At 66.5% G+C, this 15,821-nt stretch carries 10 protein-coding genes; 5 read left to right on the top strand and 5 right to left on the bottom strand.

Annotated features, from left to right (window positions below; all coding sequences use genetic code 11):
* Window positions 1–8 precede the first annotated feature (8 nt).
* From R2834_01775 to R2834_01760, 4 genes are all read left to right on the top strand, one after another.
* Entirely contained in the window at window positions 9–386 is a 378-nt protein-coding gene (locus R2834_01775) for a DUF2294 domain-containing protein (GenBank protein MEZ4699031.1), read from the top strand.
* Window positions 387–680: 294 nt separating this feature from the next.
* Window positions 681–1,124: a hypothetical protein gene (locus R2834_01770; GenBank protein ID MEZ4699030.1), complete on the top strand. Its 444-nt coding sequence runs from the start codon at window positions 681–683 to the stop codon at window positions 1,122–1,124.
* A gap of 39 nt (window positions 1,125–1,163) precedes the next feature.
* Entirely contained in the window at window positions 1,164–2,129 is a 966-nt protein-coding gene (locus R2834_01765; protein MEZ4699029.1) for a sodium-dependent bicarbonate transport family permease, read from the top strand.
* Between the two features lie 22 nt (window positions 2,130–2,151).
* The gene (locus R2834_01760; GenBank protein MEZ4699028.1) at window positions 2,152–2,454 is read left to right on the top strand and encodes a transcriptional regulator; all 303 of its coding nucleotides are present in this window, start codon (window positions 2,152–2,154) and stop codon (window positions 2,452–2,454) included.
* Here R2834_01760 and R2834_01755 read toward each other — a convergent pair.
* The 3 genes from R2834_01755 to R2834_01745 form a co-directional block, all read right to left on the bottom strand.
* Window positions 2,451–3,812, bottom strand: a complete 1,362-nt coding sequence (locus tag R2834_01755; protein ID MEZ4699027.1) for a sulfatase — start codon at window positions 3,810–3,812, stop codon at window positions 2,451–2,453. The two genes, R2834_01760 and R2834_01755, sit on opposite strands and share 4 nt — an antisense overlap.
* A 56-nt stretch (window positions 3,813–3,868) precedes the next feature.
* Complete coding sequence (locus R2834_01750; GenBank protein ID MEZ4699026.1) at window positions 3,869–6,625, bottom strand: PQQ-dependent sugar dehydrogenase; 2,757 nt, start codon at window positions 6,623–6,625, stop codon at window positions 3,869–3,871.
* Window positions 6,626–6,834: 209 nt separating this feature from the next.
* The gene (locus R2834_01745) at window positions 6,835–10,392 is read right to left on the bottom strand and encodes a carboxylesterase family protein (protein MEZ4699025.1); all 3,558 of its coding nucleotides are present in this window, start codon (window positions 10,390–10,392) and stop codon (window positions 6,835–6,837) included.
* Window positions 10,393–10,564: 172 nt separating this feature from the next.
* On the opposite strand from R2834_01745, the gene R2834_01740 reads away from it, so the two are divergent.
* On the top strand, window positions 10,565–10,822 hold the full coding sequence (locus R2834_01740) for a hypothetical protein (protein ID MEZ4699024.1): 258 nt from the start codon (window positions 10,565–10,567) through the stop codon (window positions 10,820–10,822).
* 83 nt (window positions 10,823–10,905) lie between these two features.
* On the opposite strand, the gene R2834_01735 is transcribed toward R2834_01740, so the two are convergent.
* Together R2834_01735 and R2834_01730 are read right to left on the bottom strand one after the other, a co-directional pair.
* Window positions 10,906–11,820 carry a sugar phosphate isomerase/epimerase gene (locus tag R2834_01735; protein MEZ4699023.1) on the bottom strand — a complete coding sequence of 305 codons (915 nt, stop codon included), beginning with the start codon at window positions 11,818–11,820 and terminating at the stop codon, window positions 10,906–10,908.
* 277 nt (window positions 11,821–12,097) lie between these two features.
* Window positions 12,098–15,778 carry a ThuA domain-containing protein gene (locus tag R2834_01730; GenBank protein MEZ4699022.1) on the bottom strand — a complete coding sequence of 1,227 codons (3,681 nt, stop codon included), beginning with the start codon at window positions 15,776–15,778 and terminating at the stop codon, window positions 12,098–12,100.
* Window positions 15,779–15,821: the final 43 nt, after the last annotated feature.

The following is a 15,821-nucleotide window of genomic DNA, read 5'->3' as shown; positions in this document are numbered from 1 at the left end:
GACGTGTGATGGACCTGAATGGTAAGACCAAAGGGCAGATCGAGGCGGCCGTGACCACGGCGCTGACCCAGTTCGAGCGGGACTTTCTCGGCCGAGGGCCGAAGCAGGCCCGCGCGTTTATCGTGTCCGACCTCGTGCTGGTGCGGTTGACGGGCATCCTGAGTCCGGCCGAGCAGAAGGTCGGGCTGGAGCAGGGCGGCGTCGAGCTCATCAAGCAGATGCGCTCGCGGCTGATCGAGACCTCGAGCCCGGTGATCGTCGCCATGATCGAGGAGGCCACCGGGGCGAGCGTCCTGACGATGCACACGGACATCAGCACGCGCACGGGCGAGCGGATTTTTGTGTTCGGGCTCGATCGGGATCTTGAAATGTCGTTGAATGCCTGACGGAGCCGCCCTGCCACGCCGGCGCCTGTTGCGTCGATGGTCCCATCCGTTGTAGTTTTTTGCATCCGGGGTCGACGCCTGCGCAACCAGGTGTAGACGACGGAATCCATACGGGCAAACTAGCTTGACGCACGCTCCATCCGGAGCGGGCGGATAGAACGTAGGCCGACATGCAACGCACCGCCGTTGCCTGTCGGCCTTTTTTTGTTTGTCCGGTTCGAGGCGGAACGGAGGCCGGCAACGGCCGGCGTTCAGCTTCGGCGCATGAATCCACCCAGTAAACCGGATAACAACATGCCACCTGTCGCATCTACAGCACGCCTGCACGCCGCGGGGTTTTCCGCCGATTCCGCCGAGCCCTACGCGCTGGATCGTTTCCTGGCCGACACGGCGGAGATCCAGCGCTTCGTCGCCGATCCGCCCGAGGCATCGCAGCACGATGGCGATGCCGTGCTGTTGCGGGCCATATGGACCTATTTCGCGGCGACCTACGGCGAGGAACGCGCCAGCCATCGGTACCTGCGTTTCGGGGCCGTGCACGCCGCGCTCGGATCCCATGAGGACGCCATTGAACGGGCGGGGCTGGGCGGCGCCGGACAGGATCTCGCCGCCCCCGCCTTGCTCATCGCCCTGCTGCAGCTGCCGCTCGCGATCGACACGACCACACACGAGGCCGGCTTCAAGGACGCCGCCGTCGCGGGCGCCGTCCAGCGCGCACGCCTGCTGTGCTCCAATTGATCTCGTGTGCGACGTTACTTCATCCAAACGACCAACAACGTGGAACATATACAAAGCCTGTCGGCCAACCTGCTGTCGCCGATCATCCTCGCCTTCCTGCTGGGCATCATATCCTCGCTGGTGCGCAGCGATTTACGTCTGCCGGAGGCCCTGTACAATACGCTTTCCATCTACCTGCTGCTGGCCATCGGCCTCAAGGGGGGCGTGGAACTCAGCAAGACCAGCCTCTCGGCGTTCACCGGGCCCGCCCTGTTGACGCTTTGTCTGGGTATACTCACCCCGATACTGGCCTATAACGTCCTGCGAAAAATCGGGGGGTTCGATCTAGAGAACGCGGCGGCGATCGCGGCGCACTACGGTTCGGTTTCAGCGGTCACCTTCATCGTGGCCACGTCCTTCGGCACCCTCACCGGGCACGCCCCGGAAGGCTTCATGCCGGCGCTGGTCGCCGTGCTCGAAGTGCCGGCCATCGTGGTGGCGCTCATGATCGCGTTCATGCGGGGCAACCGGGCAGGCTCCTGGCAGGACGCGCTGCACGAGGTGCTCGCGGGGCGCAGCGTCATTTTGCTCGCCGGCGGCCTCTGCATCGGGTGGGCCGTGGGTCCGGCCGGGTTTGCGCCCGTGGCGCCGTTTTTTCAGGCCGGCTTTCAGGGCGCGCTCACGCTCTTCCTCCTCGAAATGGGCATCGTCGCGGCCCGGCGGCTCAAGGATCTTCGCGCGGTGGGGATGTTCCTCATCGGGTTCGGCATCCTCATGCCCATCGTGCACGGGATGCTGGCCATCTGGCTCGCCACGCATGTCGGCCTCTCGCTCGCCGGCAGCGCCGTGCTGGGCGCGATGGTGTCCAGCGCATCCTACATCGCCGCGCCGGCGGCCGTCCGCATCGCGCTGCCCGAAGCCAACCCGACGTACTACCTGACGGCCTCGCTGGGCATTACCTTCCCGTTCAACGTCACGCTCGGCATCCCCCTGTATTACGCCTTCGCCTCCTGGCTGCTCTCCTGACCGGCATCAATCCTCCATCCCCATGCATACCACAACATTGAAACTCGTCACGATCGTCACGGAACGGATTCTGGAAGATCGGCTCCTGCGGACGCTCGACACGCTGGGCGCGAGTGGCTACACCCTCACCCAGGTCACCGGAAAAGGATCGCGCGGCGTGCGCGCCAGCGAGTGGGCCGGTCCGGACACGCGCATCGAGTCGCTCGTGAGCCCCGAGGTGGCCGACGCCATCGTGGCCTACATCGCCGAGCACTTTTTCGAGCACTACGCGGTCATCGTCTTCGTGCAGGACGCCCAGGTTGTCCGCGGCGACAAATACATCTAGCGCGTGAGCGGCATCGTCGCGTCGACCTCCGCGCGCCAGGCCCGAAGCATGGCGTGCATCGCGGCGGTTTTCTCGGGGAAGTGCCGGCTCACGTCGACGTTCTCGCCCACATCCACGCTCAGGTCGTACAGCTCCAGGGCGCCGGTTTCGTAGTGCTCGACGAGCTTGAAGTCGCCGAGCCGCATCGCGCCGGCGGGCCGGCTGGTCTGGTTGCTGAAGTGCGGGTAATGCCAGTAGATCGGCCCCCGGTCGAAGGGGGCCGACGCGTCCCGCAGCGTTGCGAGGTAGCTTATCCCGTCGAGCGGGCGGGGGAAGTCGTGGACGCCGAGGATGTCCATGAACGTCGGCAGGTGGTCGGTGCCGGTGATGTAATGATCGTTCGTCGTGCCGGCGTCGATATGGCCCGGCCAGCGCACGATGTACGGGATGCGCGCCCCGCCTTCGTACACGAACCCCTTCCAGGCGCGGAGCGGGTCGTTGAAGGTGGGCGTCGGACCCAGTTCGTCGATCCCCAGGCCGCCGTTGTCGGAGGTGAAGACGACGAGGGTATTCTCGTCGAGGCCGTTTGCCGCGAGGGCGTCGAGGATGCGCCCTACGCCGTCGTCGAGGCTTTCGAGCAGGGCGGCGTAATAGGGATTGTACCGGCCGCCGAACGCGTTGTACTTGAACAGGAACGGCCGCAGCTTGTCGCCTCGCGGCACGATGAGGACGTGCGGGGCGGAATACGGGACGTACAGGAAAAACGGTTTGTCGGCGGTTTGCTGGTCGATGAAATCGACGGCGTAGTCCGTGAGCCGGTCGGTGATGTAGTGGGTGCCGTCATCCTCGAAGACGGTCTCGTTGCGGCTCGAGATGGAGTAGTTGTAGTAATCGAGCCCGTTTTTCGAGATGATGCGGTCGTACTCGAACCCCTGCGCGTGCGCCGAGACCGAGTCGGCCCCGCCGAGGTGCCATTTCCCGACGATGCCGGTATTGTACCCCGCCTCGCGCAACATCTCGGCGAGGGTGGTTTCGCCCGGAGCGAGGTAGTGCTGGAACGGGGCCGGATCGAGGTTGGACGACGGGTCGGTGCGCAGCCCGACGAGGTAGTTGGTGAGATGGAGCCGCGCCGGATGCCGGCCCGTCATGATCGCCGCACGCGACGGCGAGCAGATGGGGGAGGCGACGTAGGCCTGTGTGAACCGCATCCCCATCCGGGCGAGGGAATCGATCCGGGGCGTCTCGTTGAAGGGGTTGCCGTACGCGCCGAGGTCGCTGTATCCCAGGTCGTCCGCCAGGATAAAAACGATGTTGGGCCGCTGGGCGGCCGCCGGCAGGGCGAGGAAGAGCGCAACGAACAGGATAACGAAGCGAGGCATGGCGCGGGAGGTCAGGTTGGGGCGAAGGGCGAGGACTACGCAGGCGGGGACGGTCGCTACGGCGCCGGCGTGAACCCGATGCCGGTCAGCAGCATCAGCGCCTGTTCGCCGGTCACGGCGGGATTGCGGAAGACGAGGTACAGGTCGTGGATACCCGAAACGCGGTCGAGCGCGACCGTCGCGGGCGGCTCGGCGATGAAGAACACGGGGCGCGACGGGGCGCCCTGGTCGCCGCCGCCGAGGCCCTGCTCGGGGTCGACCACCGGCTTCTCCGCTGGCGGGCCGGCAAGCGGGCCGTCGGGGGCGTCGAGGCGGACTTCCACCGTCCCGCCCTGGAAATGCGACCACGTGTAGAAACGCGTCAGGGCATGGACTTCGATCGCGCCCACGCCCGTCAGGTCGATGCCGCGATAGACCGCATACGCGCCGTCTTCGGCGATGATGAAGCCCGGGTCGCGCGATGGCGTGTAGGTGACGCCGTCGTTATAGAAGTCCGCCGTCTCGGGCGCGATCAGCGGGTAGCGGAGCAGGTGCGCGTCGCGCGCCGTCAGCGCCGGGACGCCGTTGGCGCCCCTGTCGGTATAGGCCGCCCGGATGAAATACGAACCGGGCTGATCGACCTGCTGCTGGCCGTTCCAGCCGCCGGCTACCTTCGGCGGGCTGGCCGTGAACGATCCGCCGGTTAGCGCCATGGGACCGGTGGTCGGCTCGGCGAGGTCGAGCACGTAGCGGGCCAGGATGCCGGCCTCGACGGGCGTCAGCGCCGGATGCGCCGGCATGGGCAGTTCGCCCCATACGCCGGATCCCCCGCGCACGATTTTCTGCGCGAGCCGGTCGGGGGCCGTCTCGTCGCCCCGGTATTTCTGCGCGACCGCCCGGAAAGCCGGCCCGGCGCTCGGGGTGTCTATGGTGTGGCAGGTCCGGCAGTCGCTGCCGGCGATGATCGTCTCGGCCTTGACGTGGCGCACGGAGACATCCGGCGGCAAGCCCGCGGCCTCGGCGGCTTCCGCCGGCGTCATGCCCGCCGGCACGTATTCGTAGGTTACCTCGGGTTGCACCCCGGCGCCGTCCTCCCGGTCCTGCGCATCGACCCCAATCGAAACGGATGTCCCGGGGAAGTAGAAGGTCTGGTTGCCGGCCACCCGGAGCGCCACCTCGGGTGGTTCGTTGCCGGCGATGAGCTGCAGGGTGTCGCTTCCGATGGCGCCGGCCGCATCCGTGGCGCTCAGGATGGCCTGGTAAATGCCGGGGCGATTCAGTACGACCTTTGGGATACCAAAAGTCGATTCGTGCACCACCTCTCCCTGCTCATCGATGACGCGCCAACTCGGCGTCAGCCGCTCGTTGTCATAATCCATAAGACGTTCTGTCGTGAATCGCACATCGAACGGTACGGCGCCGGCAGAGCGCTCAACCGCGAGGCGCACGATGGGCGCCCGGTTGCCGGCGTTGTACGAGATCCGCGACAGTCGCGCGTCGGCGTTGCGCCGGAACCACTGGGTGCCGTATTCCAGCACGTACAGTTCGCCGTTCGGCCCGAAATCCATGTCGATCGGACTGCTGTACAGCTCCGCCGGCAGGAAGCGCTCCATCGACAGCACCTTTGTCCGCGCGTCGTCCATGGCCACGGTCATGATCCAGTTGCGCACAAAATCCACGATGAACCATCTATCCTCGAAATAGTCGGGGAAGACGCTCGTCGCGCCGGCGGGGAAGTCGCTCCGGTGGAAGATCGGCCCGCCGACGGCGTTGCGTCCACCGCTGTTCATCTGGGGATATTCTTCGGATACGCCGTAGGGGTAGGCGATAAACGCCGGCTGCGCCGGCGGCAATTCGGTCAGGCCGGTGTTGTTGGGGGAGGGGTTGATCGGGTTTGCCAGATCGAACGGTTCGCCGTGCCGGTGCGCCTCGTAGTCGTAGCTGTTGTACGGCAGCCCGTAGCCGATCCCGTAGGGCCACCCGAAGTTGCCGGCGGCTTTCGCGATGTTGAACTCGTCGTAGCCGCGCGGCCCGACCCCGCTCGAGTCGGCGCCGGCGTCCGGACCGACCTCGCCCCAGTGCAGGTAGCCGGTCTTCGAGTCGATCGACACGCGCCACGGATTGCGGTCGCCCATCGTGTAGATCTCGGGGCGCGTCTTGGCGGTGCCGGGCGGGAAGAGGTTGCCATCCGGGATCGTGTAGCGGCCGTCGGGTTCGGGATGGATGCGCAGGATCTTGCCGCGGAGGTCGTTGGTGTTGGCGGCAGACCGCTGGGCGTCCTGCCCGACGCCGCCGGGCGCCGTCCAGTGGATCGGCGTGTACTGCGTGGCGTCCGAGTTGTCGCCGGTGGAGAGGTAGAGGTTGCCGGCGGCGTCCCACGTCATCCCGCCGCCCATGTGCGAGCCGCGCTCGTAGGGGATGGTCAGCAGCACGATCTCGGAGGCGAGGTCGAGCGCGTCGTCAGGCCCCAGCGTGAGGCGACTCAGATGCATCCGCCCCTCGCCCGGCGCTCCGAAGTAGAAGTAGATGTGCCGGCTCGTCGCGAAGTCGGGCGCGAGCTGGAGGCCGAGTAGCCCGCCCTCGCCGGCGTGGTCGGTCGGGATCGTGCCGAGCGTGGTCACCGACCCGTCGTACCGCCGGACGCCCCCCTTGCGCTCGACCCAGTACACCCGGCCCGTCTCGTCGAAATCCATCTGCATGGGTTCGTCGATGTCCTCGACGAGGACGTCGCGGGTGAACCGTGTCTCGTCCAGCGCGGCCTCCGACGTGTCGGGGCTCGATGGGCTGGCGCAGCCGGCGAGGAGAATCAGCAGGAGCGAGAGGGTGTATTTCAAGCTGATAACTGGCGTTTCCGTCATGCTGGTTTGTGTATATCCCGGTTAAAAACGCCTTGTCATCTCGACCGGACCCTCGATGGTATCGAGGGGAAGTGGAGAGACCTCCAACAGAATAGCACTGCCCTGATTCGGGAGGTCTCTCCGCTTTGTGCTCGCATCCGCGGGCACAAAGCGGAGAGATGACCATGCATTTTTTCGATTCATACTCACTCCGGCAACGCGAACGCGACGAGCCGGCCCGTCCCGGCCGGCGCCTTGGACTTCCCGCCGGCGGACGCGATGACGATGTACTGCTTCCCGTTGACCCGGTAGATGCTGGGCGTCGCGGTTCCGCTGAAGGGCAGCTTCGTTTCCCACAGGATTTCGCCTGTTTTCTTGTCGAACGCCCTGAACATCCCGTCGGCCGTGGCGCCGATGAACAGCAGACCGCTGGCCGTCACCACCGGGCCGCCGTAGTTCTCGGTGCCGGTCGGCGGGATGCCGCGGGCCGTCAGTTCCGGGTATTCGCCCAGCGGCACCTTCCAGAGGATTTCGCCGGTATTGAGGTCTACCGCGTTCAGCGTGCCCCAGGGCGGCTTGATGGCCGGATACCCCTCCTGGTCGAACCAGCGCTGGAAGCCGGTAAAGGCATAGGGCAGCGCGTCGTCGAGCTGGCGATGCGGATCGTTGGTCCGCGATGGCGGCGGGGGCGGGGGCGGCGTCTCGGGGACGCCGTAGAGATAGTTGAGCAGGGCATTCAGCTGCCCGCCGCGCAGGTTGGCGGCCGGCATGCGGCCGAAGCCGGTCGTGAGGATCTGCGTCACCTCCTCGCGCGACTTCCGCGCGCCGATATCCACGAGCGAGGGGAAGCCGCCGGCGAGGTTGCCGGCCCGATCGACGCCGTGACACGAGGCGCACTGGCCCAGATAGGTCCGCTCGCCCACCGTTTTGTCGCTCCCATCGGCGTTCTTGGTCTCGATCATCTGGATGAACCAGGGGATCTCGTTGATATTGGTGTAAAGGACCCCGTCGAGATCGGCGGCCGAGCCGCCCCATTCGAAACCGCCGTCGTAGCCGGGGAAGAGGATGGCTTCCTTGAGATCCGGCGCGGGGAAGGCGCCGTAGGACCCGGAGCGGGCGATGCGCTCCGCGGTGAGGGCCTGGGCTTCGGGAGAGATGTTCGACACCTCATCCATCGTGTACACCTGGCGCATCAGCGGCGCCGGCCGGGTCGGGAACGGCTGGGTGGGCGACAGCAGCTCGCCGGCCAGCTTGCTCTGCATCACCGGGCGCTCCTCGATGGGCCAGAGCGGCTCGCCGGTGACGCGGTCGAAGACGAAGAGGAGTCCGTGTTTCGTGCCCTGGGCCAGCGCGTCGACGCGCCGGCCGTTGTGGGTGACGGTCAGGAGGGTCGGGGGCGTGGGCAGGTCCTTGTCGAGCACGTCGTGGTGCACGATCTGGTAGTGCCACAGCCGCCGGCCCGTCCGCGCGTCGAGGGCGACGACGGAGTTGGCGAACAGGTTCTGCCCGTGCCGCTCCCCGCCGTAGAAGTCGGGGCCGGCGGTTTCGGTGGACGCGTACAGGATGCCGCGGGCCTCGTCGAGCGCCTGGCCGGACCAGTCCGACGCCCCGCCGATCACTTTATAAGCCTCCGCCGGCCAGCTACGGTAGCCGTATTCGCCGGGCCGCGGTATCGTGTTGAAATGCCAGCGTTTTTCGCCGGTGCGGGCGTCGTACGCCTGGATCGAGCCGGGTTCGCGTTCGCCGACCGTGGGGGAGACGAGGAGCAGGTCCTCGAAGATGAGCCCCGGTGTGTTCTGGGAGAACGGGATCGACCCGTTATCGCCAAAACTCCGCACGGGCTTGCCCGTCTTCGCATCGATTGCGAAGAGCCGTCCGCCGGCGGAGGAGAAGATGCGTCCGTTGCCTCCGTCATCGAAATAGACGACGCCGCGCTGCCGGTTGCCCAGCGGCTGCTGGGTCTCGGTCGAGGGGTCGAACGTCCATTTTTTTGCTCCGGTGGCGGCGTCCAGGGCGATGACGAGCCGGCGCGGCGTCGCCGTGTAGAGCACCCCGTCGACGATGAGCGGGTTGGCCTGGTACTCGCCCATCTCGCCGGTATCGTGCGTCCAGGCCACCTCCAGCCGGGTCACGTTGTCCGGGGTGATCTGGTCGAGCGGTGAGTAGTGGCTGCGATCTTTGCCGCCCAGGTATACCGCCCAGTCGTCGGCGTGGGGCATCAGCGCGTTGCGAAGCAAGGTAAACCGGTCCGGGTCCGGCAGGGCCATGGGCGCGATGTCGATCGCGAGACGCTGGAAGGGCGCGTCGCCGGCGTCGTAGGCGGCCCACGCCGGGAGGCCGCGGCCGTTGGGGTTGCCGGTCGTCACGAAATTCACCCAGTACGAGGACATCTGGTCCGCCAGCTTGCGGTCCACCGCTTCCCAGGGCCGCTTCACGCGATCGAGGTTGTTGAATACGTACGGCATCTCGCCGGTGTGGTACGCGCCGAAGCGGGGAAACTCGGGCCAGGGCATGCCGCGGTCGAAATAGTAGAGATAGGCCGGCGTCGACGCCGTTCTGGCCCGCTCCTCGGCCCACAGGTACATGGCTACGACGCCCTGGTCGCGGCTGCTGGCGATCTGCGACGTGCCGGCCTGCTCGTCGGTGCCGGCGGGGTACAGCGCCAGGAAGGCGTCGGTGTCGGCGCCGTAGCGCCGTTCGAGTTGCGTGCGCCACTCGGCGGCCGGGATCCGGCCATAGGTCGGCGAGGCGCTGCCTTCGTCCGCATTGAGCCCGGTCAGCGTCGGCACGTCGTGCTGCGCGCCGCGCGCGAACGTGGCGGCGACGTCCTCCGTCAAAAAGTACCCGTCGATGATGGGGCCGAAGCGAGCCGGCGGCTGGTTCTGCACCGGCTTCATGAGGTCTTCTGCCGGCATCGCGCGGAGTTGCGCGAGGGTTTTCGCCCCGCGCGCTTCAGCGAAGGCCGCGCCGGACGCCTCGCCGTCCGCCCGGAGGCGCAGCGATCCACCCACCCGGGAGCCGCTCTGGGCGATGGCGCGATGGAAAAGGCCGGCTGCCGTGGGGGAGGCGGTCAGGTAATGGATGGAGGCCGCGCCGGCGGACTGGCCGGCGATCGTCACGCGCGCCGGATCGCCGCCGAAGGCCGCGATGTTGCGCTGCACCCATTGCAGCGCCGCCACCTGATCCATCAGGCCGTAGTTGCCGGAGGCATGCGCATCGGCCTCCGCGGTCAGTTCGGGGTGCGCGAAGAAGCCGAAGAGGCCCATCCGGTAGTTGATCGTCACGACCACCAGACCCTTTTTCGCAAAGGCTTCCCCATCGTACACCGACACCTCGCCCGATCCCTCCTGGAACGCGCCGCCGTGGATGTACACCATGACCGGTCGCTTTTCATTCGGCCGGCGGGCGGCGGTCCACACGTTAAGGAAGAGGCAGTCCTCGCTGACGTCGTTCTGCACCATGAACTCCTCGGTCCACGGCTCGCGCGAACGAGTCAACGCCTGCATGCAACTCGCCCCGAACCGGTCCGCCGCGCGGACCCCGTCCCAGGGGAGAGCCGGCTTCGGCGCGCTCCAGCGCAGGTCGCCGACCGGCGGAGCGGCGAAGGGGATGCCCTTGTAGACGCGCACCGATTGGTCCGCGCCGGCGATGCCGGAGACCAGACCGGCGTCGGTGCGGATCGGGTCGTCAAGGAACGAGGGCGGGGTGAACGAGCACAGGGTCAGCAGAGCCAGGGCGAGGGCCGACGGGAAACGCATGGACATAGGGGTAATCTCCAATGGACGGGTTGCAGCGACCCTAATCTAGGCGAAATCCACAGATTTCACCAATGGCCGTGAGCCGGGCGCGGTGCTTTTCCGGCTTCCCCCTTGTGTGAGACGCGCCACGGCGTCCGATCCTACCAAGAAACACGACCTAGAACGGTCCGGATAACCTATGTCAATGATGCATCTGTCCCTGCTGGCCGTACGGCGACTGCTTTTTATCCTGCTCCTCTCCATCGGCCTCTTCAGCGTGGGCTGTGGGCTTCTCGGCGGCGACGATGCGCCGACGGATGAGGAATACGACGTATGCCGCGGCTTCACGAACCAGGTCATTACCCAGGATCGCAACGGCCTGGGGGTTACGTCGACGACGTGTAATGCCGCGCCGCGCGGTGAATGGATTGGCGAGGGGTGTTACTGCGGCGAATGAGCCGGCGTCTGAAATAAAATGAACGAGGCCGGCTTCCTCGAAGGGAGCCGGCCTCTCGCTCAAGGCGCGATGCGGCGAGCGGATCAGCCCGGCACCCAGGTCGACAGGCTCTTGTAACTGGCCGTGATGTTCGCCAGCGCATCTTTCGGGAAGTCGTTTTCGACGAAATAGTGCTCCATGCCCGATTTTTTCGCCGCGGCGAAGATCTTCTTGAAGTCGATGTCGCCGTCGCCGACCGCCGAAACCCGCTCGCCGAAGACCCGGAAGGCCTCGCGCGGGGTTTCCTTGAAGGCTTTCGCCACGACATCGGGGCCTTTCACGTCTTTCACGTGCCACATCGCGAAGCGCCCCGGGTACCGGTCGAACCAGGCCAGCGGATCCTGGCCGCCGATGTAGGCCCACGCGAGGTCCAGTTCGAACGATACGAGGTCGGGGTCGGTCTGGCTCAGGAGGACGTCCAGGGCCGTCTGGTTGCCGACTGGCGCGAACTCGAAGTTGTGGTTGTGGTAGGCCAGCTTCAGCCCGCGGGCCTTGCACGCCTTCCCGATCGTGTTGAACTCGCTGGCGAATTTCGGCCAGGCGTCCGCCGCGATCTGGCCGCCGAAGGCGCCCGGCAGCGCCGGGATGGTTACATAGGTGTGGCCGATCCGGGCGTAGGTGTCCAGGTTGCCCTCGAGGTCCTCGCGAAGCCCTTCGAGGCCGGCGTGGACGCTCGGGCTCGTGAGGCCGAGCCGGTCGAGCAGCGCCCGCACCTGATCCGGCGAGCGGTCGTAATAGCCGGCGAACTCGACCTCCTTGTACCCGATCGCCGCCACCTTTTCGATGGTGCCCTCGAAGTCATCCTTCATCAGGTCGCGCAGGGTGTAGAGCTGCACGCCGATGCGCGGCGCCGCGAACGGATTCAGCGCGGCGAGCGAAGCGCCGGAGGCCAGCATCGCGCCGCCCAGTCCGGCCGCTTGTTTGAGGAAATGCCGGCGTGAAGTATACGGGGTGTTCATGGGTATGTGTTTGGGTTGGGGATGGGATACGGGATGTTGGATGGGGGATACGGGATGTTGGATGCACGATGCAGGATGCAGGATGTGGGATGAAGGATTTTGGATGCAAGATGCAGGATGTTGGATGCAAGATGCAGGATGGGGATGGCTGATGCTGGACTGTCACGTATCCTGCATCTTGCATCCTGCATCCAATTCCAACATCTTGCATCCTGCATCCAATTCCAACATCTTGCATCCCGCATCCAATTCGAACATCCCGCAACCCCCATCCCACTCACAGCGCCCCGAGGTCTTCGTCGAGTTTTGAGAGCATCTCGGCGGTGAAGACATCGGGCGCGTAGGGGGCGATGTCGCGGATGGACATGCTCATCGCCGGCTCGATGCGCGGGTCGGTCGTGAAGCCGGGCATGTGCCGCTCCAGCACGTCCACCGCGCCGGGGTGGGCAAGCAGCGTGGTCAGCGTGCTTCGGGTGCTGAGGCCGGCGCCGCCGCCGCCGGCATTGCGCGGTGCGGCGCCCATCGAGCCCCCCGCGGATTCGGTTTTGAACTGCATCGTGAGCAGGATGCAGATGGGCTGGGTAGGACTCGCCTCGGGGTTCTTGAAGACCACATAGAGATCGTGCCGGCCGTCGGTCGGCGTCAGCGAGGCGGTCATCGGCTGCATGTTGGTAAACCCTTCCGTCGGCTGGATTGCGTTGGTTTCGCCGATCACCGGGCCGTCCGGCGCACCCAGGCGCAGCTCGAGCGACCCACCGGCCGACGGCAGCCCCTGCGACGGCGCGATGCCCATGAACGTGACTTCGCGGATCGCGGTCAGATCGAGCGCCTCGAAGCCGATGTACGCGCCGGGCATCGACCCGATCACGATCGGCATCGGCATCTGCGGCCCGCTGAATCGCATGACGTCTTTTTCGATCGTGGCCTCGTGCACTGGCACCGTGGCGCTGCGCAGGACGAGCGTGGCCTCGTTGGAGGCCGACGCGGCGCCCGGCGCCCCGCGGTCCGAATAGGCGGCGCGGACGATCACTGCGCCCTCCGTCGCCGTAGCCGGGATGTCCGGCAGGTACGATCCCGCCGTCGGGAGGGACGCCAACGCCTCGCTCTGGCCGATGCTCAGCACGTAGGCGACCATCTGGTCGACTTCCGCGCGGCTGAACTGAGGGTGCGGCGGCATCATGATGTCGCCCCAGACGCCCGAGCCACCTTCCATGACCTTGGCCGCGAGTTTTTCGGGGGCCGTCGAGTCGTTCCGGTACTTCGCGGCGACATCGACGTACGCCGGCCCGATCGACTTCGTGTCGATCCCGTGGCACGAGCGGCAGTCGCTGCCTTCGACGAGGCGCTGGCCGGCCGCCGCCACCGCCGAGGCGTCGGCGCTGCGGTGACCCTGCTCGGTCGCCACCTGTTCGTAGCCCTGCTGGTACGTGATCGACACGGCGACCTGATCCTCGGGAATGGTGCCGTCCGCCAGACTGCCGTCCTCGAGGTCGCGCACATGGGCCGCGTAGTGGATGGGTTTGCCGGGGAAGAAGAAGGTGCCGTTGCCGCCGGTGATCTCGACCGAGACCTCCGGCGGTTCGTTGCCCACGACCAGCGTTTGCGCCGAGCGGCTGGTGGCGCCGGCGGCGTCCGTCACGGTCAGGTCGGCCGTGTAGATGCCCGTCTTGTCCAGCGTCAGCGTCACGGACTCGCCCGAGAGGGTGGTGACCGGCTTGCCGTCGAGCGTCGAAATCGCCCAGCTGTACGTCAGCGCATCCCCGTCGAAGTCCTCCGTGTCCGAGGCGGACAGCGTCGTGGTGAGCGGGGTCGCGCCGGCGGGCTTGTCGACGCGGAGGCGCGCGACGGGCGGGCGGTTGCCGCCGTTGTACGAAATGCGCACCAGCCGCGCGTCGTCGTTGCCCTGGAACCAGCCGCTGCCGTACTCGAGCATGTAGAGGTCGCCGCTCGGGCCGAACTCCAGGTCGAGCGGACTGCTGAACTTGTAGCTCGGCATAAACGGCTCGATGGAGAGGAGGTCGCCGGCGTCGTTCATCGTGACGGCCATGATCCAGCCGCGCATGAACTCGTAGATAAAGAGCTTGCCGTCGTAATAGTCAGGGAAAGCGCCTTCGGCGCCCTTGAAGTCGTCCCGGTGGAAGACCGGGCCGGCCATTGCCGAGCGGCCGCCGGCGCCCAGGATCGGGAAATCGGGCGACTCGGCGGCGGGGTACCAGATAAAGGCCGGCATGGCCGGCGGCAGGTCGTTGAGGCCCGTGTTGTTGGGCGAGCGGTTGACCGGATGGGCCGGATCGTAGCGGGCGCCGATCGTCTTCGTCGCGAAGTCGCGGTCGACATACGCCTTGTTGTCGCCCACGAAATAAGGCCAGCCGAAGTTGCCGGCGCGCCGGGCCTGGCCCACCTCGTCATGGCCGGCCGGCCCGAGATCGACGGAATCCCGCGGGGCGTCGGGGCCTACATCCCCCCAGTAGAGGTAGCCCGTGTGTTTGTCGACCGAGATGCGGTAGGGATTGCGGTGCCCCATCGTGTAGATCTCGGGACGCGTTTTGGCCGTTCCGGGCGGAAAGAGGTTGCCGGCGGGGATGGTGTAGCTGCCGTCGGCTTCGGGGTGGATGCGCAGGATCTTGCCGCGGAGGTCGTTGGTGTTGGCGGACGACTTCTGGGCATCCCACGGGAAACGATCCGGCCGCTCGTCGATCGGGGCATAGCCGGTGCCGTGCGGGTTGGTGTTGTCGCCGGTGGAGAGGTAGAGGTTGCCTGCGGCGTCGAACGCGATCGAGCCGGCGGTATGGCAGCACTGGAGGCGCTGCACCGGGACTTCGAGCACGACGTTTTCCGAACCGAGGTCGAGGTCGTCTCCCCGCAGGTTGAAGCGGGATAGGCGGTTTACCGCCTGGTCGCCGGCGACCGAGTAGTACAGGTAGATCCATCCCGTCGTCGCGAAGTCGGGCGACGCGGCGATGCCGAGCAGCCCGTCCTCCGCCACGGCGCCCCCGATGTACTGGGTGCTGACGGGTATCGTAGCGATGACCTTGATGTCGTTCGTGACCGGGCTGTACAGCTTCACGTTGCCCGGGCGCTCGACGAAAAGCACGCGTTCGTCAGGCAGCACCGTCAGTTCGAGCGGCTCGTCCAGCTTCTCGCCGAGGATATGCTTCGTGAACCGGTTTTCCTCCGGCATGCGCGGCGTGTGCGCCCGGGCGAAGTCGACATCGGTTTGGCCTATCGCATACTGGATGCCGCCGAGCAGATGCTCGAGGTAGAGCGGCTCGGAGAAGGTGGACTTCGTGTGCCCCATGTTCGTGTAGAACGCGCGGCCGCCGTCGAACGCGTGGTACCACGCCATCGGGTGGTAGTCGCCGTTCGTGCCGCCGCGGTACGTCTTTTCGTCGATGGTGATGAGCACCGTGACGTCCGGGTTCATCTCTTTATAGGCGTAGAACTCGTCGGTGCGCACCCACGGCTCGGGCAGGTTGGCCATGCCCGGGAAATCGCGGTCCACGATGTGGAAGGTGCCCTGCTGGACGTTGTCCGGCATCGGGTGGTTGGCGAAATACGCGCCGGCGAGGCGACCGTACCAGGCCCACTCGTATTCGGTGTCCGTCGCCGCGTGGATACCCACGTAGCCGCCGCCGCCCTGGATGAAGCGCTCAAACGCATTCTGCTGCATGGCGTCGAGTACGTCGCCGGTCGTGTTGAGAAACACCACGGCCCGGTACGCCTGCAGGTTCTGCTCGGTAAAGGCGGCCGCGTCTTCGGTGGCGTCCACCGCGAAGCCGTTGGCGGCGCCGAGCGCGCGAACGGCCTCGATGCCGGGCTCGATGGAATCGTGGCGGAAGCCGGCGGTTTTGGAGAACACGAGCAGGCGGGGCTGCGTTTGCGCAAGCGCCTCGGGCGTTGCGAGCAGACAGGCGCCGGCGACGAGCAAGGCAAGCGTCGTGCGGAGGAGGGTAGTCATAGCGAAAGGGCCCTGATTGACAAACAGATGTAGCATGGAAAGG

It is taken from the genome of Rhodothermales bacterium (assembly GCA_041391505.1).
GTDB lineage: Bacteria > Bacteroidota > Rhodothermia > Rhodothermales > JAHQVL01 > JAWKNW01.
This window is presented reverse-complemented; position numbering and strand designations above follow the sequence as displayed.